General features: G+C 62.0%; 21 protein-coding genes. 14 read left to right on the top strand and 7 right to left on the bottom strand.

From position 1 onward, the window contains the following. Positions 1-5: 5 nt before the first annotated feature. Positions 6-2,330, bottom strand: a complete 2,325-nt coding sequence (mrcB, locus tag BLV47_RS03805) for a penicillin-binding protein 1B (protein ID WP_092310066.1) — start codon at positions 2,328-2,330, stop codon at positions 6-8. 115 nt (positions 2,331-2,445) lie between these two features. On the opposite strand from mrcB, the gene BLV47_RS03800 reads away from it, so the two are divergent. From BLV47_RS03800 to BLV47_RS03785, 4 genes are all read left to right on the top strand, one after another. Continuing rightward, positions 2,446-4,002: a bifunctional aminoglycoside phosphotransferase/ATP-binding protein gene (locus BLV47_RS03800; RefSeq protein ID WP_092310063.1), complete on the top strand. Its 1,557-nt coding sequence runs from the start codon at positions 2,446-2,448 to the stop codon at positions 4,000-4,002. Positions 4,003-4,094: 92 nt separating this feature from the next. Then, on the top strand, positions 4,095-4,439 hold the full coding sequence (locus tag BLV47_RS03795; RefSeq protein ID WP_092310060.1) for a pentapeptide repeat-containing protein: 345 nt from the start codon (positions 4,095-4,097) through the stop codon (positions 4,437-4,439). Between the two features lie 231 nt (positions 4,440-4,670). Continuing rightward, positions 4,671-4,943, top strand: coding sequence for a TfoX/Sxy family protein (locus BLV47_RS03790; protein ID WP_016964849.1), 273 nt, complete (start codon positions 4,671-4,673; stop codon positions 4,941-4,943). Between the two features lie 13 nt (positions 4,944-4,956). Further along, on the top strand, positions 4,957-5,763 hold the full coding sequence (locus tag BLV47_RS03785) for a Crp/Fnr family transcriptional regulator (protein WP_092310057.1): 807 nt from the start codon (positions 4,957-4,959) through the stop codon (positions 5,761-5,763). A 229-nt stretch (positions 5,764-5,992) separates the two neighbouring features. Here BLV47_RS03785 and BLV47_RS03780 read toward each other — a convergent pair whose 3' ends face one another. The 4 genes from BLV47_RS03780 to BLV47_RS03765 are packed head-to-tail and all read right to left on the bottom strand — an operon-like array spanning position 5,993 to position 9,557. Next, positions 5,993-6,859: a ChaN family lipoprotein gene (locus tag BLV47_RS03780; RefSeq protein WP_092310054.1), complete on the bottom strand. Its 867-nt coding sequence runs from the start codon at positions 6,857-6,859 to the stop codon at positions 5,993-5,995. Positions 6,860-6,880: 21 nt separating this feature from the next. Beyond that, a complete protein-coding gene (locus tag BLV47_RS03775; protein WP_092310051.1) occupies positions 6,881-7,648 on the bottom strand; it encodes a heme ABC transporter ATP-binding protein in 768 nt (255 codons plus the stop codon). After that, positions 7,648-8,685 (bottom strand): FecCD family ABC transporter permease, encoded by a 1,038-nt coding sequence (locus BLV47_RS03770; protein WP_092310048.1) that lies wholly within the window; start codon positions 8,683-8,685, stop codon positions 7,648-7,650. The genes BLV47_RS03775 and BLV47_RS03770 overlap by 1 nt, the downstream gene beginning before the upstream one ends. Then, a complete protein-coding gene (locus BLV47_RS03765; RefSeq protein WP_092310045.1) occupies positions 8,682-9,557 on the bottom strand; it encodes a heme/hemin ABC transporter substrate-binding protein in 876 nt (291 codons plus the stop codon). Before BLV47_RS03765 ends, BLV47_RS03770 begins: the two co-directional genes overlap by 4 nt. Before the next feature lie 219 nt (positions 9,558-9,776). On the opposite strand from BLV47_RS03765, the gene BLV47_RS03760 reads away from it, so the two are divergent. Beyond that, positions 9,777-10,094 carry a Rieske (2Fe-2S) protein gene (locus BLV47_RS03760; protein WP_092310042.1) on the top strand — a complete coding sequence of 106 codons (318 nt, stop codon included), beginning with the start codon at positions 9,777-9,779 and terminating at the stop codon, positions 10,092-10,094. Here the strand turns inward: BLV47_RS03760 and sfsA are convergent. Next, on the bottom strand, positions 10,091-10,804 hold the full coding sequence (gene sfsA / locus BLV47_RS03755; protein ID WP_092310039.1) for a DNA/RNA nuclease SfsA: 714 nt from the start codon (positions 10,802-10,804) through the stop codon (positions 10,091-10,093). The two genes, BLV47_RS03760 and sfsA, sit on opposite strands and share 4 nt — an antisense overlap. Further along, positions 10,804-11,976 carry a pyridoxal phosphate-dependent aminotransferase gene (locus BLV47_RS03750; RefSeq protein ID WP_092310036.1) on the bottom strand — a complete coding sequence of 391 codons (1,173 nt, stop codon included), beginning with the start codon at positions 11,974-11,976 and terminating at the stop codon, positions 10,804-10,806. The genes sfsA and BLV47_RS03750 overlap by 1 nt, the downstream gene beginning before the upstream one ends. 342 nt (positions 11,977-12,318) lie before the next feature. Here BLV47_RS03750 and dksA point away from each other — a divergent pair, with 342 nt between their 5' ends. The 9 genes from dksA (at position 12,319) to panC (ending at position 23,085) form a co-directional block, all read left to right on the top strand. After that, positions 12,319-12,759 carry an RNA polymerase-binding protein DksA gene (dksA, locus tag BLV47_RS03745; RefSeq protein WP_011063504.1) on the top strand — a complete coding sequence of 147 codons (441 nt, stop codon included), beginning with the start codon at positions 12,319-12,321 and terminating at the stop codon, positions 12,757-12,759. Positions 12,760-12,869: 110 nt separating this feature from the next. Beyond that, positions 12,870-13,766, top strand: a complete 897-nt coding sequence (gene gluQRS, locus BLV47_RS03740; protein WP_092310033.1) for a tRNA glutamyl-Q(34) synthetase GluQRS — start codon at positions 12,870-12,872, stop codon at positions 13,764-13,766. Positions 13,767-13,843: 77 nt separating this feature from the next. Further along, positions 13,844-14,020 carry a hypothetical protein gene (locus tag BLV47_RS03735; RefSeq protein WP_003176118.1) on the top strand — a complete coding sequence of 59 codons (177 nt, stop codon included), beginning with the start codon at positions 13,844-13,846 and terminating at the stop codon, positions 14,018-14,020. Further along, on the top strand, positions 14,004-16,958 hold the full coding sequence (locus BLV47_RS03730) for a sensor histidine kinase (RefSeq protein ID WP_161799193.1): 2,955 nt from the start codon (positions 14,004-14,006) through the stop codon (positions 16,956-16,958). Before BLV47_RS03735 ends, BLV47_RS03730 begins: the two co-directional genes overlap by 17 nt. A gap of 22 nt (positions 16,959-16,980) precedes the next feature. Next, positions 16,981-18,408: a sigma-54-dependent transcriptional regulator gene (locus BLV47_RS03725; protein WP_092310030.1), complete on the top strand. Its 1,428-nt coding sequence runs from the start codon at positions 16,981-16,983 to the stop codon at positions 18,406-18,408. A gap of 743 nt (positions 18,409-19,151) precedes the next feature. Next, the gene (locus BLV47_RS03720) at positions 19,152-20,549 is read left to right on the top strand and encodes a polynucleotide adenylyltransferase PcnB (RefSeq protein WP_092310027.1); all 1,398 of its coding nucleotides are present in this window, start codon (positions 19,152-19,154) and stop codon (positions 20,547-20,549) included. A 3-nt stretch (positions 20,550-20,552) separates the two neighbouring features. Next, positions 20,553-21,032 carry a 2-amino-4-hydroxy-6-hydroxymethyldihydropteridine diphosphokinase gene (gene folK, locus BLV47_RS03715; protein ID WP_092310024.1) on the top strand — a complete coding sequence of 160 codons (480 nt, stop codon included), beginning with the start codon at positions 20,553-20,555 and terminating at the stop codon, positions 21,030-21,032. Positions 21,033-21,427: 395 nt separating this feature from the next. Continuing rightward, the gene (gene panB, locus BLV47_RS03710; RefSeq protein WP_060841129.1) at positions 21,428-22,228 is read left to right on the top strand and encodes a 3-methyl-2-oxobutanoate hydroxymethyltransferase; all 801 of its coding nucleotides are present in this window, start codon (positions 21,428-21,430) and stop codon (positions 22,226-22,228) included. Further along, complete coding sequence (gene panC, locus BLV47_RS03705) at positions 22,225-23,085, top strand: pantoate--beta-alanine ligase (protein ID WP_092310021.1); 861 nt, start codon at positions 22,225-22,227, stop codon at positions 23,083-23,085. Before panB ends, panC begins: the two co-directional genes overlap by 4 nt. Positions 23,086-23,519 lie beyond the last annotated feature (434 nt).

The following is a 23,519-nucleotide window of genomic DNA, read 5'->3' as shown; positions in this document are numbered from 1 at the left end:
ATCGCTTAGTTCATCCAGCCCTTGACCCAATCCATCACCGAATCGCTACCTGCCGGGGTTTCACCACCGCAAGAAGCACCGGGAGGCGGTTCGCTGCCGCGAATATACGGCATCTGTACAGCACCCGGACAGTTGGCATCGGAGCCCTGCCCGGTACGCGAATCGACCCAGGCCCGCACCACGTTGTCCGGCTGCGGCATGTCCAGCGGCAGCGGATCGGCCTTGCGCATGAAACTGGTCCAGACCTGCAGGGCGCCCGTGGCACCGGTGAACGGTGTCTTGCCGTTATCGTCACGGCCCAGCCAGACCACCGCCAGCAGATCCTGACTGAAACCGGCGAACCAACTGTCACGCGAGTCATTACTGGTACCGGTCTTGCCCGCCAGCGCCAGGGTCTTGGGCAACACGTTGTACACCGAGCTGCCCGTGCCTTCGCGCATCACGCGTTGCATCGCGCTCTGAATCAGATAGATCGAACCGGCATCGAAGCGCTGCTGGATCTGGAACGGATAACGCTTGAGCGGCTCGCCCTCGGCTGTCAGCACGCTGCGGATCCCGCGCATGGGCGTATTGAAGCCACCGTTGGCCAGGGTCTGGTACATGGTCGCCACTTCCATCGGACTCAGGCCACCGGCGCCGAGCAGCATCGACGGAAACGCCGGGAACTCACGGGTCACACCCAAGCGTCCAAGGGTCTTCAGAACGTTCGGCACACCGACTTCCAGCCCGAGTCGAGCGGTGGACAAGTTGTAGGAATGAGCCAGCCCCTGGTACAGGAAAATCGTGCCGTGGGAGCGTCGATCATAGTTCTGCGGTTTCCATACCTGGCCATCGGCGCCCTTCACCGAGAACGCCTCATCGGAGAGCCAACTGGTCAGGGTGTACTGGCTGGGTTTCTCCAGGGCCGTCAGGTAAACCGCCGGCTTGATCAACGAGCCGATCGGTCGCACTGCGTCCAATGCCCGGTTGAAGCCGGCGAAGCTGGCTTGTCGACTGCCGATCATGGCCTGGACCTCACCGGTTTCCGGATTGGTCACCACCATCGCGGCCTCGACATCCTCCGCCCCCTTGCGCCCGGCCAGACGCTTGAAGGTGTCGTTGACCGAGGCTTCGGCCTTCATCTGCAGGATCGGATCGAAACTGGTGAAGATTCGCAGGCCTTCCTCGGTCAAGTCTTCGTCGCGGTAGTCTTCACGCAACTGACGCTTGACCAGATCAAGGAAACCGGGGAACGAGCTGTCCGCCAGGCTGCCGCGCTTGGTCACGCCAAGCGGCATCTTCTTCGCCGCTTCCACCTGTTCGGGTGTAGCCACGCCCTGCTGCGCCAGCAAATCGAGCACCAGATTGCGCCGCTCCAAGGCACGTTCCGGGTAACGCCGCGGGTTGTAGTAGGAAGGCCCTTTGACCATCCCTACCAACAGCGCCACCTGATGCAACTTGAGCTCGGACAACGGCTGGCTGAAGAAGAACTGGCTGGCCAGACCGAAACCGTGCACCGCACGCTGACCGTCCTGACCGACAAACACCTCGTTGAGATAGGCTTCGAGAATTTCCCGCTTGTCGTAATGCAGCTCCAGCAACAGCGCCATCATCGCTTCGTTGAGCTTGCGCGACAGGCTGCGTTCGTTGGTCAGGAAGAAGTTCTTCACCAACTGCTGAGTCAGGGTACTACCGCCCTGACGCATCTGCCCCGACGAGGTGTTGACCCAGATCGCGCGGGCAATCGACTTCGGCGATACGCCAAAGTGCGAATAGAAATCACGGTCCTCCACCGCCACCAGGGTTTCCAGCAGATAGGGCGGGACCTGATCGATCTTGATCAGGATTCGATCTTCAAGGTTTTTCGGATACAGACCACCGATCAGCAACGGCTCCAGACGGACCACCGCCAACTTGGCTCCCTTGCTGCCGGAAAGCTCCGCCACATAGTCGCCCGAGAAACGCACACGGACCGCTTGCGCCTGCTCCAGTCCCTCGTAGAACTGGAAGCCACGGGTGTTCAAGTCGACGGTATTGCCACTGACCGCCGCAGCGCCGGGACCGTTGGCCACGCTCTCGCGACGGTAGCCCAAGGCATCGAGCTCCGTCAGGAAGTCTTCCTTGCTGAGCTTTTGTCCGACGAACAGCTCAAGCGGCCGGGCATAGACCTTGGCCGGAATGGTCCAGCGCTTGCCGGAGAACTTTTCCTGAACCACTGCATCGAGGTAAACCGCAAAGCCGGCGAGCACCACCAGACCAACCAGGCTGAGCTTGAGCGCCCAGCCCAGCCAGGGGCGCAGGCCACCAGAGGGAGTTTTTTTAGCGGAACGGGGGGATCGGGTACGAGTCATGGCGGCGGATTATACGCACTTTATTCATCCTCAACATGCGCCACCCGAGGTTTGCGTTACCCCTGCCAACCGCCATAATGACGCCCTCGATTTTCCCGACTCTGAAGGATCGCCTGTGAGCCAGTCACTGATCGCCGCCCTGCAAAACCCCGCTCTGTATCCTCATCCCGTTGAAGGGTTTCAGGTCATCGAAACCCACATCTCCTGGGTACTGCTCACCGGCGCTTTCGCTTATAAGGTGAAAAAGCCGGTCAATTTCGGTTTCCTCGACTTCACCAGCCTCGAGTCCCGCGAGCATTTCTGTGGCGAAGAGCTGCGCCTGAACCAGCGTCTGACCCAGGACCTGTACCTGGAAGTCCTGCCGATCACCGGCAGCGCCGAAGCCCCTGAACTGGGTGGCAGCGGCCCGGTCATCGAATACGCGCTGAAAATGCGCCAGTTTCCACAAAGCCAACTGCTCAGCACCTTGCAGGCCAATAGCGAACTGACCACCGCGCACATTGACGAGATGGCGCAACAGATCGCTCAATTCCACCTCAGCGCCCCGCAAGTCCCGGCAGCACACGAAGCCGGTACACCAGAAAGCGTGATGGCCCCCGTGCGCCAGAATTTCGAACAGATCCGTCCGTTTCTCAGCGACAAGGCCGACCTGCAGCAACTGGAAGCCCTGGAAGCCTGGGCAGAAACCAGCTTCGAACGCCTCAAGCCGCTGCTGGCGCAACGCAAGAGCGAAGGTTTCATCCGTGAGTGCCACGGTGATATCCACCTGGGCAACGCCACCCTGATCGACGGCAAGGTGGTGATCTTCGACTGCATCGAATTCAACGAGCCTTTCCGCTTCACCGATGTCTATGCCGACACCGCTTTCCTCGCCATGGACCTGGAAGACCGTGGCCTGAAAAGCCTGGCACGGCGCTTCATCAGCCAGTACCTGGAACTGACCGGCGACTACCAAGGCCTGGAACTGCTCAATTTCTACAAAGCCTATCGCGCCCTGGTACGCGCCAAGGTCAGCCTGTTCAGCCTGCCTGCCGAGGCCACTCCCGTGCAGCGCGCCACCACCCTGCGCCAATACCGCAACTACGCCAATCTGGCGGAAAGCTACAGCACCATCCCTTCGCGCTTCCTGGCCATCACCTCGGGTGTCTCGGCGGTGGGCAAAAGCCGTGTGGCCATGCGTCTGGTGGAAGCCCTGGGCGCCATCCGCCTGCGCTCCGACGTCGAGCGCAAGCGTCTGTTCGGCGAGCAGCAGGTACCCAACGATCCCCACGCCGGCATCTACAGCACTGAGGCCAGCAGCGCCACCTATGCGCGCCTGCATGAAATCGCCGAGACCATCCTGCGCGCCGGCTTCCCGGTCGTGATCGATGCAACCTACCTCAAGCGCGCCCAGCGGGATGCAGCGGCCAAGGTCGCCGAAGCCACCGGCACGCCTTGCCTGATCATCGACTGCAATGCGCCAGAAGCGGTGATTGCGAGCTGGCTGGCGCAACGCCAGGCCGATCAGAACGATCCGTCCGATGCGACCCTAGAAGTGATTGCGACCCAGCAAGCCACTCGCGAGGCCCTGACCGACGAAGAACTGCTGCGCAGCAAGCGCATTGAAACCAACGAAAGCGGCAGCCTGGATGCCCTGGTTGCCAACATCCGCCAGCGTCTGCCTGGCCTGTAAGCGCTAATTTCAGCCGTGAAGTGCAAAGACTTCACGGCTGAAAAACAGTGGCACTATACTGGCGTCATAAATCCAACACTGGTGACGTCGCCATGAGCCAACCGAAACTTCTGGATACTCCGCTTTACGCCCTGCTGCATAAGGACGATATCGTCGGCTTCAACCGCGAGCGTCCAAAGGATCGCCCCATCGACATGCGTGGTGGAGACTTCCGCGGCCTCGACCTGCGACAGTTGAACGCCCAGGGCATCGATTTCACTGACGCCTACTTCCGTTCCGCCGATCTGCGCGGCCTGGACCTGCGCAATGCCACCATGGAAGGCGCCAGCCTGGCCCATGCACAGATCTCCGGTGCCTACTTCCCGGTCGAACTGACCGCCGATGAAATCCTCATGTCGGTCAACTTCGGCACCCGACTGCGCTACAACACCCGCTAAAGTCCCCTGCAATCGTTCTGTCCGGCGCCTTGCTGTGCGCCGGACTGTGGACCATCCCCGCTCTTCCCCTCTCCCCGGCACAATGCCCGCATACACCCGCCCATCGCGCCTTGACCGCACTGCCTTAGAAGCATTTGCGCCAAACCCGACCAACGAACAGCGCATTTTCTACTGAGCGCTACACTCCTGAGAGGCTGCCCACTCACCATTCGGCCATCGCCAGGAGGCTTAATGAATGATGAACTGCAACACCTGAAGAACCTTGGCAAGACATCGGCACAGTGGCTGCATGCAGTGGGCATCCACAGCGCATCGGACCTGCGCCGCCTGGGCGCGGTGGACGCATACAGGGCTGTACGCACCCGGGGTTTTCGGGCCTCGAAAGTGCTGCTGTACGCCATCGAAGGCGCGTTGATGGACATGCACTGGAACGAGCTTCCCGCCGAACGCAAAGAGGCGCTGAACAAGCAATTGGACGCCATATCCTCTCGTCACAAGAACTGACTGGCAGAACCTTATGTATCTGATGGGGGAGCAACCGGCCTACGCCGATGCGTTGATCAACCGACTGCAAAGTATCCCGGCCCAGTTGCTGGAGGGCCTTTCGCCCTGCGGTGCCACGCTGGACGTTGAACCTGTGGCGGATCTGTCGGGCCTCTTGCCCGAGCATCAGTTGTTCCTGCTGGCCAGTGGCGTGATCCAGGCCAGCGTTGAAGAGCGTCCGCTATTCTACCTGCATGAAGGCGATCTGGTAGGACTGCGGCGGGGTGTCGAACACCCTCAGTACCGACTGGGCTGCGATGTACCACTGAGCCTGACGCCCTATTTGCGGACCGAGGTGTTCCGCCATATCTACGCTGACGAACAGCGCTCGGAATGGCTGCTGCAGTACCTGATCGGCCAGACCGCCCTGCTCTGCGATGCGATAGCCCGCCTGAAGCCGCCCGAGTTGCGCAGCAACAACGGCTTCAAGCGGGTGGAGCCGGGAGAAGTACTGATTACCCAGGGGGATGAAGCCGATCACGTGTTCGTGATTCTCGAAGGCCATGCCGAGGCCTTTGTCGACGGGCACAAAGTGGGCGACGTGCCCAAGGATGAGATCTTTGGCGCCATGGCGGTCTTCACCGGAGAAAAGCGCAGTGCCAGCGTCATTGCCAATGAACCGAGCACAATCATGCTGATCCCCAAGGAGCACTTTCTCAGCCTGACGCAGAGCAATCCGCGCATCGCTCACAGCCTGATCGAAAGCATGGCCCGCCGCATTGACCTGCTGAACAAGGAAGTGACCCGCCTGATGGCCTTGAACAGCCAGGCCCGGGAATAGACTCACCGAGAATCCAAACGGGCGTTTGACAAAAATGCGCAGGAACTGAAAAAGCCCGGTTGACTTCGAAATGAGAATCGTTATGATTATCACAACTGATCGCGAGATCAGTCGATAACCTGGAAGACCAGTGGTTCGGACTCTCAGATTATCTCCTCATCAGGCTAATCACGGTTATTTGACCCGGCTCTTGCCGGGTCTTTTTTTGCCTGTGAAACAGCACCGCCGATCAGGGTTTCAGTTGCGCGCAATAATCCTTGGCTGGCTGAGGCGGCGTGTACCAGACATAGTCCGCCGCGGCAGCGGGCACACTGCTCCCGTGCTCCGCCAGGAGCAACACCACGACTGGCCGGCGCAGGTCCAGATCAGCCATGTGCAGAGGCACCCCAAGGTCACGGCGCCCATGAAAGGCCCCCGCCAGCAACATGGCCGGTACCGGCGCCGCCAGCAATCGCTCGGCCATGCGCCGATCCCGTTGCTGCTGCACCGCCAACATCGCCGGCACCTGGGCCTCAGGCAGCAAGCCACAGTGGGATTCACGAATCTGCGCCGACAACGCCTGGGTCACGGACGAGGCATTGCTCTGCCTGCCACCAAGAACCGGCACCTGGGTATAGATCCGGCGTATTTCCTGTCGATCCAGATTGGCTGCCAACAGGGGATAAGGCTGCTTCAGGGCATAGCTCACCACCGGCCCGTAGAGCCCCCAATCCCAACCCGGCTGCCAGGCCAACGCCTTGATCAGGTCATCAGGCAAGCGCTGCCCGGCCGCCTCACGCTTGACCTTGTCGACGCCGGGCTGCTGATCGGGATTGAGCATCTCCAGCAATAGGCTGCCCTGAGGGCGTTCCTGGGCCAGCGAGCGCAGTAGCCAAAGCTGCAAAACGTGATGATCGGCATTGTCGTGCTGCTCGCCGACGATCAGCCGGGGCGCTCGCGCCAGGCGCTCGACCAATTCCCCCGGACTCAGCGCCTGCCCCGTGCGCAGATCAAGAATGCTGCCCGGGTCCTGCACCACGGGCGGCGGTGCTGGCTCGCGGCTAACGTGACAAGCCGCGAGCAACAGGGCTGACAGCACAAGCGGCAGGGTACGCATCAAGGCTCTCCGTGTTACGGGTCAACGGGCAATGATCAGCGGGTGCCCACGTTCAGGGTGTTTCTGTACCAGGACCTCCAGGCCGAAGACCGCCTTCAGCGGCTCGGGTCGCAGCACTTCGGCCGGCACGCCCAGGGAGTGGGGGTGCCCGCCCTCCAGCAGCAGCACCCGATCACAGTAACGCGCCGCCAGATTCAGGTCATGGAGAATGATCAGCACCGCGACACCCCGATCGGCGAATGCCCGGACGGCCTGCAAGGTCACGTGCTGGTGCAACGGATCGAGGGCCGAAGTCGGTTCGTCCAGCAGCAAATGATGCCCGGCCTGACCTGGCCATAATTGCGCCAGGACCCGCGCCAGATGCACCCGCTGACGCTCGCCCCCCGACAACGCCAGGTAGCTGCGCCCTCGCAGATGAGCCACATCGGCGGCCTCCAGGGCAGCGTCGACTATCTGTGCATCCCGCTCACGGCCGCTGTGATGAGGCAGGCGCCCCAACGCCACCACTTCCTCGACCCTAAAGGCAAAATCCAGACTCGACGCCTGGGGCAAAACCGCCAGACGTTGCGCCCGTGCCGCCCCCTGCCATTGCGCCATCTCCTGCTCATCCAGCAACACCCGTCCCTGATGCGCCGTCAGCTCGCCGCTCAGGGCCCCAAGCAGGCTGCTTTTACCGGCACCATTGGGGCCCAGTACCCCCAGCACTTGCCCGGGCAGCAGCTGCAGATCGATCCCCACCAGCACCTCTTTATCCCCGCGCCGTACATGCAGGTTCTCGACTCGCAACATCAGGCGCGCCCTCGCAGCAAGAGGTAGAGAAAGAACGGAGCGCCGATAAAGGCGGTGACAATGCCAATGGGCAACTCGGCCGGCGCCAGCGCCAGGCGCGCCACCAGATCGGCCAGCAGCAACAGACTGGCCCCCGCCAGGATCGATGCCGGAAGCAGGGTTCGGTGATCCGGCCCTGACAACAGACGCACCAGATGGGGCACCACCAGGCCCACGAAACCGATCATGCCTGCCGCGGCTACCGCGGCGCCCACGCCCAGGGCGGTGCAGAACACCAGCTCCCGCTTGAGCCCTTCGACATCAATGCCCAGGTGCCTGGCCTCTGATTCGCCCAGCAGCAGTGCATTCAACGCCTTGGCCCTGCGGGGCAACCACAGGGCCACCAGCACCGTCACCAGCAACAACGGCCACAGGCGCTGATAACTGGCACCGTTAAGACTGCCCAGGTTCCAGAAGGTAAGGGTACGCAAGGTCGCGTCATCGGCCAGGTAGGTGAACAGGCCCACCGCCGAACTGGCCAGGGCGGTCAGGGCGATCCCCGCCAGCAGCATGGTCGCCACGTGAGTCTGGCCATTGCGCCGGCCCAGGCGATAGACCAATGCCGTGACCCCAAGCCCGCCGAGAAAGGCACAGAGCGAGAGCAGGTAGGGCGCGATAGATTCCGCCACGCCGCCGAACATCGAGCCGCCAACAATAGCGATTGCCGCCCCTAATGCCGCCCCACTGGATACGCCCACCAACCCGGGATCAGCCAAGGGGTTGCGAAACAGCCCCTGCATGGCCACGCCGGACAGCGCCAGCACCCCGCCCACCGCCAGACCGAGCAGGGTCCGTGGCAAGCGGATCTGTCCAAGGATCAACTCAGCCTGCTCCAGCCCCTGCCCATCGATGGGTAACCCGATCAGGCGCAAGGCGGCACGCAAGGTATCGATCAAGGGCAGGCTGACCGGCCCCAGCGCCAGGGACAGCCAGATAGCCAATACACACAGGGCGCCAAGCCCGAGAAACAGCGTTCGAGGTTTGACCAGGCGGCTCATGGGGCAGGCTTGGCCTGGGGATAGAAGGCCGCCGCCAGGCGTTTCAGACTATCTGGCAGACGCGGCCCCAAGCCGCCCACCAACAAGGTCGGATCCAGCTCCACCACCCGCCCAGCCTTGGCCGCGGCAGTGGAGGCCAACACCGGACTTTCCTTGAACAGCGCAACGCGGGCCGCATCGCCACTCAGGCTGCGGTCGGAGAACACCAGCACCTGAGGATTCAGTCCCGCCAGGGATTCCGCCGAAAACGGCTTGTAACCGCTATGGGTCGCCAGGTTGCGCGCGCCGGCCTGTTGCAACAGCCAGTCCGCGGCCGTGTCCTTGCCGGCGATCAGCGGCTTGCCTCCCGCGTGCCCCAGTAGCAACAGCACTCCAGGCGCCGCCTGCTGTTCCTGCACTTGTGCAATCCAGGCCCGCTGTTGCTCAAGACGCTGTTGATAGGCGCTGAACAATTGCCCGGCCTGGTCCTCGCGCCCCAGGAGTCGCCCCAACTGGCGCAGGGTGCGTTGCAGGGTCGGCAGGTCGGCCTGAGCAGAAAACAGCTCGACCTTGACCCCGGCACTGCGAATCTGCGCCAGCACCGGCGGCGGGCCCATTTCTTCAGTCCCCAGCAGAATATCCGGACGCAGACTGAGAATGCCTTCCGCCGACAGCTGCCTTTGATAGCCGATGCTCGGCAAGGCCTTGAGCGACTCCGGGTGCTGGCTGGTGGTATCGACCCCCACCAGCTTGGGCTCCGCCCCCAGGGCCACCACCCACTCGGACAAGGCGCCCCCGGCACTGACCCAACGCTGCGGCAACTCCTCGGCGGCGGCCCACGGGCTCACCAGCAGTGCGACCCAGAACGCGAGGGCGCTGGCACTCAGGCGCATAAGTAGATTTCCTTTGATAGCAGTGAGGCCCGCGAAGCGACTGTCCGTGTGACATGCCAGACTGAGCTGGCATCGAAAGGAGCAAGCACGCCGTGCCGGGCGAGGCGGCCATTTGATAATTGTTTTCATTTAGCCGTCAAGCGCCGACATGTTTCATCCTGCCGTCAGCCAAGAGCTGTGACAGCCCGGGCCCAGAGCCTTAGGACCAAGAGGATAGCCATGAAATTTCTTTGCGCCGGGAGTGAGCTGGTCGAGGCCGGCAGCCGCGGTTTCCAGTTGGAAGGCTTGAAGCTGTTTGCCGTGCGTCGAGCAGGCCAGGCCTACGTTTATGCCAACCGCTGCCCGCACCGTGGCGTTCCCCTGGAGTGGCAGCCCGAGCAGTTTCTCGACCCCAGCACCAGCCTGATCCAGTGCGCCACCCACGGCGCACTGTTTCTGATTGAAAGCGGCGAGTGCGTGGCCGGCCCTTGCGCCGGCCAGTTCCTGCAGGCCATCGACTGCCGGGAAGACAGCCGGGGGATCTGGATCGATATCTAGCCCTGCAACCGCACGTCGAGGCGCCGGTCGATACAGACTTCCTGCGCGGTCAGGCGCACGCCGTATGCCAGTACCTCAACCCCGGCGGCCACCGCTTCGCGCAATGCGGCGGCATAACCCGGATCAATCTCCTCGGCCGGACGCACGGCTTCGATGCCCGACAGATTGACGCAGTACAGCAACACGGCCCGTACACCCTCCCGGGCCAGGCTCGCCAGCTCACGCAAGTGCTTGGCACCGCGCTGGGTCACCGCATCGGGAAACGCCGCCACTGGCGAACCATCGAATCCCAGGGTGACACTCTTGACCTCGACATAGGCCGGCCCATGAGGGTAATCCAGGCGAAAGTCGATGCGACTGTTCTCCTGCCCATAGGGCACCTCGCGCTTGAGGCCGGTAAAGCCTTCCAACTCGCTGATCAGCCCGGCGCGCAGCGCCTCCTCGACCAGCCCATTGGCCCGTCCGGTGTTGACGCAGGCCAGTCGCCCCTGCGGGGTTTCACTGATTTCCCAGGTGCCCGGCAGCTTGCGCTTGGGATCATTGGAGCGGCTGAACCACACCTGCCCGCCCTCGACCATGCAATTGAACATCGAGCCGGTATTGGGACAGTGGATGGTCAGCAACTCGCCCGTAGCGGTTTCGATGTCCGCCAGAAAACGCTTGTAACGCCGCAGCAGACGCCCTTGCTCCAGGGCCGGATCGAAACGCATCAGCCTTGCCAGCTCTGCAGGCCACGGGCAATGCGCGCCACGGCCTCTTGCAGGCGCGCCAGGTTCTGGGTGTAAGCAAAGCGCACATGATGACCGGCCTGATGACGTCCAAAATCCAGACCCGGAGTGAAGGCCAGGTGCTCGGTTTCCAGGAAGTGTCGGCAGAAGGCAAAGGCATCCCCGCCAAAGGCGCTGATGTCGGCATACAGGTAGAACGCCCCTTCCGGCTCCACGGCGATACCGAAGCCCAGTTCGCGCAAGGCCGGAAGCAGAAAGTCCCGGCGGCGTCCGAACTCGGCGCGACGCTCCTCCAGCAAGCTGATGGTTTGCGGCTCGAAACAGGCCAGGGCCGCGTACTGGGCCATGCTGGGCGCACTGATGTAGAGGTTCTGCGCCAGCTTCTCCAGCTCGCCCACAGCCGCCGGCGGTGCCACCAGCCACCCCAGGCGCCAGCCGGTCATGCCGAAATACTTGGAAAAACTGTTCAGGACAAACGCACTGTCATCGACTTCCAGAACACTGGCAGCGTCCGTGCCGTAGGTCAGGCCGTGATAGATCTCATCCACCACCAGATGCCCATTGCGCGCCTTGACCGCCGCGGACAGGCCCGCCAGCTCATCACGACTGAGAACGGTCCCGGTGGGGTTCGCCGGAGACGCCACCAGGGCTCCGACACTGTCCTGATCCCAATAGCGTTCCACCAGATCCGGAGTCAGTTGATAACGCACATCCGGACCTACCGGCACCAGTTGCGCGGCGCCTTCCACCAGGCGCAAAAAATGCCGGTTGCACGGATAACCCGGGTCTGCCAGCAACCAGTGCTTGCCCGGGTCGACCAACAGGCTGCTGGCCAACAACAGGGCACCGGAGCCTCCGGGGGTGATCATGATCCGCTCGGGGTCGATGTCCAGGCCATAGCGCTGCTGGTAGAACCCGGAGATGGCTCCGCGCAGCTCGGGAATGCCCCGGGCCGCGGTGTAGCGGGTCTTGCCGGCACTCAGCGCGGCCTGCCCGGCCTTGATGATCGGTTCGGCGGTGGTGAAGTCCGGCTCGCCGATCTCCAGGTGAATCACATCGTGTCCCGCCGCTTGCAGTTCATTGGCGCGAGCCAGCAGGGCCATGACATGGAAAGGTTCGATAGCGCGACTGCGCGCACTGTAGGGCAGAGCCATTAGCCTTCCTTCATTACAAGGTGGGGAAGCAAAAAGTCCGATTCTACCCATCCATAGAAGCCAGGGAGAACCCGGAGCCGTTCACGCGGTCTGCTACCTTAGCCAACCGGCGCCAACAGAACCCGCAGATTTGACTAAAATCAATGATTGAACGAACCGTTCAACGGGCCGTGTCAGACTTTTCCCGTATCCATGGGCGATACACGACATAGGCTCGACAACCGGGAGTAGCGCGCTCTGGTTTGATCTGGTAAGTTCGCCCGCTTGCAGCCGCAGGGCCGGCAAGTGTCGGAGATGGAGCAATCCTGCGCAATGGATTACAAGAGTAGAGGCGGTCCATTCATGCCCACCCAAGCAAAGCAACAGATTCAATCGATCAGCGGTTTTGAACCTTATGTTGAAACTGCGGGCGAAGAGTACATGGGCAAGCCCATGCGCGAACACTTCACCAAGATCCTGAACAAGTGGAAACAGGACTTGATGCAGGAAGTCGACCGCACTGTTGATCACATGAAAGACGAAGCGGCCAACTTCCCCGATCCGGCTGACCGTGCCAGCCAGGAAGAAGAGTTCAGCCTTGAACTGCGTGCCCGTGATCGCGAGCGCAAGTTGATCAAGAAGATCGACAAGACCCTGCAACTGATCGAAGACGAAGAATACGGCTGGTGTGAATCCTGTGGCGTCGAGATTGGCATTCGCCGTCTGGAAGCCCGCCCAACCGCCGACATGTGCGTCGACTGCAAGACCCTGGCGGAAATCAAGGAAAAGCAGGTCGGCAAATAATCGCCGACTGAGCCTGAAACGGAGCGTACCCACGCTCCGTTTTCGTTTCCGCCGCCCTGCAGGAGCGAGCTCGCTCGCGAAAGCGATCCCCCGGAACATCGTCGCCCTTCATGACTGCCTCCACATCCTCCGCGTACATCGGGCGCTTCGCCCCCACCCCCAGCGGCTATCTGCATTTCGGCTCTCTGGTTGCCGCGCTTGCCTCCTATCTTGATGCCCGCGCCGTCGGCGGTCGCTGGCTGGTGCGCATGGAAGACCTCGACCCGCCCCGGGAAGAACCCGGCGCCCAGGCGGCGATCCTCAAGGCCCTGGAAAGCTACGGCTTCGAATGGGACGGTGACATGATCCGTCAAAGCGACCGCCACGCGGCCTATGCCGAGGTGCTCAACCGCTTGTTCAACCAGGGCCTGGCTTATGCCTGCACCTGTTCACGCAAACAACTGGAGCCCTACCACGGCATCTACCCGGGCCTGTGTCGCAACCTCGGCCATGCCCGAGAGCATGCAGCGATCCGCCTGCGCGTGCCGGAGCTGGAGTACCGTTTCACCGACCGGGTCCAGGGCGAGTACCGCCAGCACCTGGGCCGGGATGTGGGGGACTTCGTGATCCAGCGCCGGGATGGCCTGTATGCTTATCAACTGGCCGTGGTGCTGGATGATGCGTGGCAAGGCATCACCGATATCGTCCGCGGTTCGGACCTGCTGGACTCCACACCGCGTCAGTTGTACTTGCAGGAGTTGCTGGGGCTGCACCAGCCGCGTTACCTGCATGTGCCGCTGATCACTCAGCCGGACGGCCACAAACTGGGCAAGTCCTACCGCTCGCCGCCACTGCCCGAGGACCAGGCGCCGCCCTTGCTGTTGCGGGCGCTGCGGGCCCTGGGGCAGAAACCGCCAAGCGAACTGGCCTATGCCAGCGTGGCAGAGATCATGCGCTGGGGCATCGCGCACTGGGATGCCGGCTTGATTCCCCGCACGCCAAGCGTGCCGGAAGCGCAATTGAGCTGACGCCCCTTGCAGCTTGGCGCCCATCCGTTACCATCGCCGCACGTTTTCGGGCACGCAGACAATAAAGAGAGGCCGAGATGTACATCTATCGCTTGGTCCTGCTCCTGGTAGTGGGGATCTATCTGTTTTCCCCCGCCATCATGGATTGGTGGATCGATGCTACTGGCGCCTGGTATCGCCCGTATCTGCTCTGGCTGATTCTGATCGTCGTGACCTTCATCCTGCAGAGCCAAAAAGATGCCGATGAGCTTTAGCCTGACCCAGATGATCCTGATCAGCGCCGCCTATTTGCTGGTGCTGTTCGGGGTGGCCTGGATCAGTGAGCGCGGCATGATCCCGCGTTCGATCATTCGCCACCCACTGACCTACACCCTGTCGCTTGGGGTCTATGCCAGTGCCTGGGCCTTCTACGGCACAGTGGGCCTGGCCTATCAATACGGCTACGGCTTTCTCTCCAGTTACCTGGGGGTGTCCGGGGCCTTCCTGCTGGCGCCGGTGCTGCTCTATCCGATCCTCAAGATCACCCGTACCTACCAGCTGTCATCCCTGGCGGATCTGTTCGCCTTCCGATTTCGCAGCACCTGGGCCGGCGCCCTGACCACCATTTTCATGCTGGTGGGGGTCCTGCCCCTGCTGGCCCTGCAGATCCAGGCGGTGGCCGACTCCATCGGCATCCTCACCCATGAGCCTGTGCAACATCGCGTAGCACTGAGCTTCTGCGCGCTGATCACCCTGTTCACGATTTTCTTCGGTTCCAGGCACATTGCGACCCGGGAAAAACACGAAGGCCTGGTGTTCGCCATTGCCTTCGAATCGGTGATCAAGCTGATCGCCATCGGCGGCGTCGGCCTCTACGCGCTGTACGGGGTTTTCGATGGGCCACAACAGCTGGAGCTCTGGCTGCTGCAGAACCAGACCGCCCTGGCCGCGCTGCATACGCCCCTGCAAGAGGGGCCGTGGCGCACTCTGCTGCTGGTGTTCTTCGCCTCGGCCATCGTCATGCCGCACATGTACCACATGACCTTTACCGAAAACCTCAACCCCCGCGCCCTGGTCAGCGCCAGCTGGGGCCTGCCGCTGTTCCTGCTGCTGATGAGCCTGGCGGTACCGCTGATTCTCTGGGCCGGACTCAAGCTCGGCGCCACCACCAATCCGGAATACTTCACCCTGGGCATCGGCATTGCCGCCAACAGCCCGGCCCTGGCCCTGCTGGCCTATGTCGGCGGCCTTTCCGCCGCCAGTGGCCTGATCATTGTCACCACCCTGGCGTTGTCGGGGATGGCCCTGAACCATCTGGTGCTGCCGCTCTATCAGCCGCCGGCGGAAGGCAACATCTATCGCTGGCTGAAATGGACCCGCCGCGCCCTGATCGTCGCCATCATCATGGCCGGCTATGCCTTCTATCTGCTGCTGGGGGCCGAGCAAGACCTGGCCAACCTGGGAATCGTCGCCTTCGTCGCCACCCTGCAATTTCTGCCGGGCGTACTGTCGGTGCTGTACTGGCCGACCGCCAACCGGCGTGGTTTCATCGCCGGGCTGCTGGCCGGGATCCTGGTGTGGCTGGTGACCATGCTGCTGCCGTTGATCGGCAACCTGCAGGGTTTCTATATCCCGCTGCTGAACATGATCTACGTCCTCGACGACACCAGCTGGCACATGGCGGCCATCGCCTCGCTGGCCGCCAACGTGCTGATGTTCACCCTGATCTCGCTGTTCACCAACGCCAGCAGCGAGGAAGCCAGCGCCGCCGAAGCCTGTGCCGTGGACAACGTGCGTCGCCCGCAACGACGGGAACTGCATGCCGCCTCGCCCCAGGAATTCGCCACTCAACTGGCCAAGCCGCTGGGCGCCAAGGCCGCGCAAAAGGAAGTGGAGCAGGCCCTGCGCGACCTCTATCTGCCCTTCGACGAGCGTCGGCCTTACGCCTTGCGGCGCCTGCGTGACCGCATCGAGGCCAACCTCTCGGGCCTGATGGGCCCCAGTGTTGCCCAGGACATGGTGGAAACCTTCCTGCCCTACAAGGCCGGCGGAGAAAACTACGTCACCGAGGACATCCACTTCATCGAAAGCCGGCTGGAGGACTACCACTCGCGCCTGACCGGCCTGGCCGCCGAACTCGATGCCCTGCGTCGCTACCATCGGCAAACCCTGCAGGAACTGCCGATGGGCGTCTGCTCCCTGGCCAAGGACCAGGAAATCCTGATGTGGAACAAGGCCATGGAAGAGCTGACCGGCATTCCCGCGCAGCATGTGGTGGGCTCGCGCCTGAGCACCATCGCCAACCCATGGAAGGATTTGCTGCAAGGCTTCATCAATCTGCCGGACGAACACTTGCACAAGCAGCACCTGGCCCTCGATGGCCAGACCCGCTGGCTGAACCTGCACAAGGCGGCCATCGACGAGCCTCTGGCACCGGGCAACAGCGGCCTGGTGCTGCTGGTGGAGGACCTGACCGAAACCCAGACACTGGAAGACAAACTGGTGCACTCCGAACGTCTGGCCAGTATCGGGCGCCTGGCCGCCGGGGTCGCTCACGAGATCGGCAACCCGATCACCGGTATTGCCTGCCTGGCGCAGAACCTGCGGGAAGAGCGCGAGGAGGACGGCGAACTGACGGAAATCAGCGAGCAGATTCTCGAACAGACCAAGCGCATCTCGCGCATCGTGCAGTCGTTGATGAGCTTTGCCCACGCCGGTAGCCACCAGCACAACGACGAAGCCGTGTGCCTGGCCGAAGTCGCTCAGGACGCCATTGGCCTGCTGGCCCTGAATCGACGCAATTTCGAAGTGCAGTTCTTCAATCTGTGCGATCCCGACCACTGGGTCGATGGCGATCCTCAGCGCCTCGCCCAGGTGTTGATCAACCTGCTTTCCAACGCCCGCGACGCTTCCCCACCCGGCAGCGCGGTACGCGTCAAGAGCGAGGCTTTCGAGCACACGGTCGACCTGATCGTGGAGGACGAAGGCAGCGGCATTCCCAAGAACATCATGGACCGGCTGTTCGAACCGTTTTTCACCACCAAGGACCCTGGAGAAGGCACCGGACTGGGCCTTGCACTGGTCTATTCCATCGTTGAAGAGCATTATGGACAAATCACCATCGACAGCCCGGCCGATCTACAAAGCCAGCGCGGCACCCGTATTCGGGTGACCTTGCCGCGCCATGTCGAAGCGACGTCCGCTGTGAACTGAGACCGTCGAGAGAATTGAATCAATGCCGCATATTCTGATCGTCGAAGACGAAACCATTATCCGCTCCGCCCTGCGCCGCCTGCTGGAACGCAACCAGTATCAGGTCAGCGAAGCCGGCTCAGTGCAGGAAGCCCAGGAACGCTTCAGCATCCCCACGTTCGATCTGATCGTCAGTGACCTGCGCCTGCCAGGCGCCCCGGGTACCGAACTGATCAAGCTCGGCCAGGGCACTCCGGTGCTGATCATGACCAGCTACGCCAGCCTGCGCTCGGCCGTGGACTCGATGAAGATGGGCGCGGTGGACTACATCGCCAAGCCTTTCGACCACGATGAGATGCTCCAGGCCGTGGCGCGAATCCTTCGCGATCGGCAAAGCGCCGAGAACGCCGCGCCAGATCGCCCAGCGAGCAAGGCCGGGGCCGCGGCGGACAAGGCCATTGCCGGTAACAGCAACGGAGAAATCGGCATCATCGGCTCCTGTCCGCCCATGCAGGACATGTACAGCAAGATCCGCAAGGTCGCGCCGACGGACTCCAATGTCCTGATCCAGGGCGAATCCGGCACCGGCAAAGAGCTGGTGGCCCGGGCGCTGCACAATCTGTCCAAGCGCGCCAAGGCGCCGATGATCTCGGTGAACTGCGCCGCCATCCCGGAAACCCTGATCGAATCCGAACTGTTCGGCCACGAGAAAGGTGCATTCACCGGCGCCAGTGCCGGTCGTGCCGGCCTGGTGGAAGCGGCGGACGGCGGCACACTCTTCCTCGACGAAATCGGCGAACTGCCGCTGGAAGCCCAGGCCCGGCTGCTGCGCGTGCTGCAAGAAGGCGAAATCCGCCGGGTAGGTTCGGTGCAGTCGCAAAAAGTCGACGTGCGCCTGATAGCGGCGACTCACCGCGACCTGAAGAGCCTGTCGAAAATCGGCCAGTTCCGCGAAGACCTTTACTACCGCCTGCACGTGATCGCCTTGAAACTGCCAGCCCTGCGCGAGCGGGGTGCCGACGTCAATGAAATCGCCAACGCCTTCCTCGCTCGACAGAGTGCGCGCATCGGTCGTTCGGACCTGAGATTCGCCGCCGACGCCGAACAAGCGATCCGTCATTACTCCTGGCCGGGGAACGTGCGTGAACTGGAGAACGCGGTCGAGCGTGCAGTGATCCTGTGCGAAAGCCCGGAGATTTCAGCTGACCTGCTGGGCATCGATATCGAATTGAGCGACCTGGAAGACGACGACTTCGTCGGCCTGGCGCCACAGCCGGGTAACACCAGCCACGAACCCACCGAAGACCTGTCCCTGGAAGACTACTTCCAGCATTTCGTTCTAGAGCACCAGGACCACATGACCGAAACCGAGCTGGCACGCAAGCTTGGGGTCAGCCGCAAATGCCTGTGGGAGCGGCGCCAGCGCCTGGGCATCCCGCGCCGCAAGAGCGGGGTCGCCAGCGAAAGCTGAACCGAGGCTGTCGAATGTGCGGGTGACATTCGACAAAATGAAAAAAACTGTTACCCGCATCATTGGACGTAACAAAAGCCGGGGCTAAAGGTAACGAAGCCCCGGCTTTTTTTCGTCTGAATAATAGCGCCAGAGGCTCCTAACCCCTTGTTTTACTGGGGTTCACAAAAGTTGGCACGGCAACTGCTATATGTTTGGTACAAGAACAATAACAAGCAATGCACAAGACAATAAAAATAAGACGAATCGACTCACGCACAATAAAAACAACACGGCGGAGGCGCAGCTAACTGATTCTTTTGGAGAGGCGTTGTATTTGGGGCTTGCCCCGCAACCAGGCCGAGAACAACAAAAACTGCCCTAAGGCAGAGCCTGAACTGGTTGGATCGAAAGGTCATTGCAACTCAGCGATCAAAGCAATCCGTTTGCTCTTGGCTCCCGATTGGGAGCGTCACACTGGGTAAACCAGGTGACAAGGGCGATCAACAAAAACAAGAAGCCCAAAACCAATAATAAAAATAGAGCACGCAACTATTCTGGGGGAGCTTCGGCTCCCCTTGTGGTTTCTGCAATTCGTATTTCCCCCGACAAAACCCACACCGCCCTGGTAGCACGGCGCTTTGGTCAGACCTACACATGTCGCGGCAGCTTCCTACACCATCCTTCGACTAAATGCTAGAATCCCGGCCCATCATGCGGTCATTCTTCGTTTTGGCCGAACATTCCTTCAAACAGTGCATCCCATGCTGAAGAAGCTGTTCCAGTCATTCCGTTCTCCCTTGCGTCGTACGCAACACCAACGCAGCACCCCTGAAGTGCTCAATAGCAGCCAACATTCGCTGCAACGTGCCCAATTCAGCCGGTATGCGGTGAATATCGTCGAGCGCCTGCAGAACGCCGGCTACCAGGCTTACCTGGTGGGTGGCTGCGTGCGCGACATGCTGCTCAACATCACCCCCAAGGATTTCGACGTCGCCACCAGCGCCACACCGGAACAGGTCAAGGCCGAGTTTCGTAACGCGCGGATCATTGGCCGTCGTTTCAAGCTGGTGCACATTCACTTCGGTCGCGAAATCATCGAGGTCGCGACCTTCCGCGCCAACCACCCGCAAAACGACGACGAGGAGGACAGCAACCAATCCTCCCGCAACGAAAGCGGACGAATCCTGCGGGACAACGTCTACGGCACCCTGGAAGAAGACGCGCAACGCCGTGACTTCACCATCAACGCCCTGTACTACGATCCGGTCAGTGAGCGCATCCTCGACTACGCCAATGGCGTACACGACATTCGCAACAACCTGATCCGCCTGATCGGCGATCCTCGCCAGCGCTATCAGGAAGACCCGGTGCGGATGCTGCGGGCCGTGCGCTTCGCCGCAAAGCTGAACTTCGGTATCGAAAAGCACACCGCGACGCCGATCCGTGAGCTGGCGCCCATGCTGCGGGAGATCCCCTCGGCGCGCCTGTTCGAGGAAGTGCTCAAGCTGTTCCTCTCCGGCTACGCCGCCGACACCTTCGAAATGCTGGTGGACCTGCAACTGTTCGATCCGTTGTTCCCGGCCAGCGCCGAAGCCCTGGAATACAACCCGACCTACACCCACACGCTGATCAGTGAAGCGCTGATCAACACCGACTTGCGGATCAAGCAGAACAAACCGGTGACCCCGGCCTTCCTGTTCGCCGCCCTGCTCTGGCCCGCACTGCCGGCACGGGTGCTGCGCCTGCAGGAACGTGGCATGCCGCCGATCCCGGCCATGCAGGAAGCGGCTCACGAGCTGATCGCCGAGCAGTGCCAGCGCATTGCCATTCCCAAGCGCTTCACCATGCCGATCCGCGAGATCTGGGACATGCAAGAGCGCTTGCCACGCCGCAGCGGCAAGCGCGCCGACCTGCTGCTGGATAACCCGCGTTTCCGTGCCGGCTACGACTTCCTGCTGCTGCGGGAAAGCGCCGGCGAGCAGACCGATGGCCTGGGTGAATGGTGGACCGATTACCAGGACGCCAACGATGCCGAACGCCGGGACATGATCCGCGAACTGAGCGGCAAGGAAGATGCGAGCGGCGCCCCTCGCAAACGTCGACGCAGCAGCGGCGCCAAGCGCAAGCGTGTCGGCGGCTCCAACGCTTCGGGCGAATAGTGGATGGAACGTATCTACATCGGTATGGGCAGCAACCTGGCGGCCCCCGAAGAGCAACTGCTCAGCGCCATCGAGGCCCTGGCGCAGTTGCCCGCCAGCCAACTGCGCGGCGTCTCGGCCTTCTATCAAAGCGACTCCCTGCTTCCCGGCCAACCGCGCTACACCAATGCTGTGGCGGCGCTGGACAGCAACCTCGAACCCCTGGTGCTGCTCGATGCCCTGCAAGCAATCGAAAACCAGCAGGGCCGCGAGCGCAATGAACGCTGGGGGCCGCGTACCCTGGACCTGGACATCCTCCTGTTCGGTGACCGCCTGCTCGACGAACCCCGTCTCAAGGTGCCTCATTACCACATGCACGCCCGCCCCTTTGTCCTCTATCCCCTGGCAGAACTGGCCCCTGCCGAGTTGCGGCTAGCCGATGGGCGCACCCTCAAGGCACTGCTCGATGCCTGCCCATTTGTCGGCCTGGAACGCCTGGCCTGAGCGCTGAAACGGATCAGTAACGGCGGTAACACTCGCGGCGTAACAAGGCGGTAACACATCTAATTGACTTCCCGAGTCCTCATCACGACTATAGGCGTCCCGTTGCCGCCATCCCGGCGTTAAAGGGCGCAATTCAAGCGAGGCTTGTTCGCGGCGACCCCAGGAAACGTCAGGCCAAGGCGCTTGTGCAACGGCGGTGGCACCCGCTGGTACAGAGCACCTTCTGGGCACAAAATGATGTGCCCGAGAGCGCCAAGACGAGTCCCGGCCGCACTTTCAAATCGCTTGGAACCAGGCTGTATAAGCACGACAAAAGACCGTGCGCCTGAAAAACGAAGAATCACGCGCGTTACTCGCAGTAGTTTCCAAAGCGCCTGAAATGAGGACCCCTTTTCATGCCAGACATCACTCTGACCACCCTGCAAAGCCTCAAGCAGAAAGGTGAAAAAATCACCATGCTGACCTGCTATGACGCGACCTTCGCCCACACCTGCTGTGAGGCCGGTGTCGAAGTCCTGCTGGTAGGCGACTCCCTGGGCATGGTGTTGCAAGGGCACGACAGCACCCTGCCCGTCAGCAACGCCGACATGGCCTATCACGTCGCAGCGGTCAAACGCGGCAACAACGGGGCACTGATCCTCGCCGACCTGCCTTTCATGTCCTACGCCACCCCCGAACAAGCGCTGAGCAGTTCCGCCCAGCTGATGCAGGCCGGCGCGCACATGGTCAAGATCGAAGGCGCGGCCTGGCTGGCCGAATCGGTTCGCCTGCTGAACGAGCGCGGTGTTCCGGTGTGCGTGCACATGGGGCTGACGCCACAGACCGTGAATGTCCTGGGCGGCTACAAGGTCCAGGGGCGCAACGAGAGCCAGGCGCGGCAGATGCGTGCCGATGCCATTGCCCTGGAGCAGGCCGGTGCCGCCATGTTGCTGCTGGAATGCGTGCCCAGTGAACTGGCCGCGGAAATCACCCAGGCGGTGAAGATCCCGGTGATCGGCATCGGCGCCGGCAGCGCCACCGACGGCCAGGTACTGGTGCTCCACGACATGCTGGGCCTGTCCCTGAGCGGTCGCTCACCCAAGTTCGTGAAAAACTTCATGGCCGGCCAAGACAGCATCCAGGCGGCCTTGAGCGCCTACGTCGCAGAAGTCAAAGCCGTCACCTTTCCAGGCGCCGAACATGGGTTCTCTGCATGAATACAGTTAAAACCGTGCGCGAATTGCGCGCCGCGGTCGCTCGCGCCCGCAGCGACGGCAAGCGGATCGGCTTCGTGCCCACCATGGGCAACCTGCACAGCGGCCACGCCGCGCTGGTGGCCAAGGCCGCTCAGCGCGTGGATTTCGTGGTCGCCAGCATCTTCGTCAACCCGCTGCAATTCGGCGCCGGCGAAGACCTGGACAAGTACCCGCGGACCCTGGCCGCCGATCAGGAAAAGCTGCTCGAAGCCGGCTGCCATCTGCTGTTCGCCCCCAACGTCGAAGAAATGTACCCCGACGGCATGGCCGGACAGACCCGAGTCAGCGTGCCACAACTGTCCGAAGGCCTGTGCGGTGCCAGCCGTCCCGGTCATTTCGAGGGCGTGGCCACGGTGGTCAGCAAGCTGTTCAACATGGTCCAGCCCGATCTGGCGGTATTCGGCCAGAAGGACTACCAGCAACTGGCCGTCATTCGCGCCCTAGTGCATGACTTGAACATGCCGATCCAGATCATCGGCGAACCGACCGTACGCGCCGACGACGGCCTGGCGCTGTCCTCGCGCAACGGTTACCTGAGCCCGGAACAGCGTGCCATCGCCCCGGCGCTGTACCGCAGCCTGAAGCAGATTGCCCAGGCCATCCGCAGTGGCGAACGCGATTATCCGAAGCTGCTGGCCGAGCAACAGCAGCAACTGGAAGCCGCCGGCCTGCGCCGGGACTACCTGGAAATCCGTCACGGGAAAAACCTGCGTCCCGCCACCGCCGAAGACCGCGACCTGGTGATTCTGGTCGCGGCGTATCTGGGCTCCACCCGTCTGATCGACAACTTGCATCTGGACCTCGATACAACGGCATAAGCACCTGATTGCCCGAACCCCAACCTTCGGGCAAACTGCCGCCGGCTGGGGCCTGCAGCCAATACTGCAAGCCCCGTTCGAGGACCCGAGCGAGGAACGTCCATGCATGCCGTCTTGCCCAAGGTGCAACCGAGTGGCTCAAGCTTCAGCCGCACAGGTTGCGGAGACTTCCCCGGTGATGCACGGGACCTTGCCAGAACCGGGTTCCCGGCCCAGGCCAGCCGATTCACCCCCTATTATTCCCACTGAAAACCCCTTTGCCGCCCTGATTGGCTGCGCTAGTACAAAATAGTACCGGCCACAAGTCGGACAAAGCCAAGACAGAACAGCACGCCGGGGTTACTGTTATCGCCCTGGGTGATTAATCGAATCAGCACAGGGCTGAGCGAACGAGGTCCTTGGGACCATGCACGACGTTCCAGGCTTTTCAGTGT

It is taken from the genome of Pseudomonas saponiphila (assembly GCF_900105185.1).
Taxonomy (GTDB): domain Bacteria; phylum Pseudomonadota; class Gammaproteobacteria; order Pseudomonadales; family Pseudomonadaceae; genus Aquipseudomonas; species Aquipseudomonas saponiphila.
The sequence above is the reverse complement of the archived record's forward strand: the minus strand, read 5'-3'. Positions and strand labels throughout refer to the sequence as shown.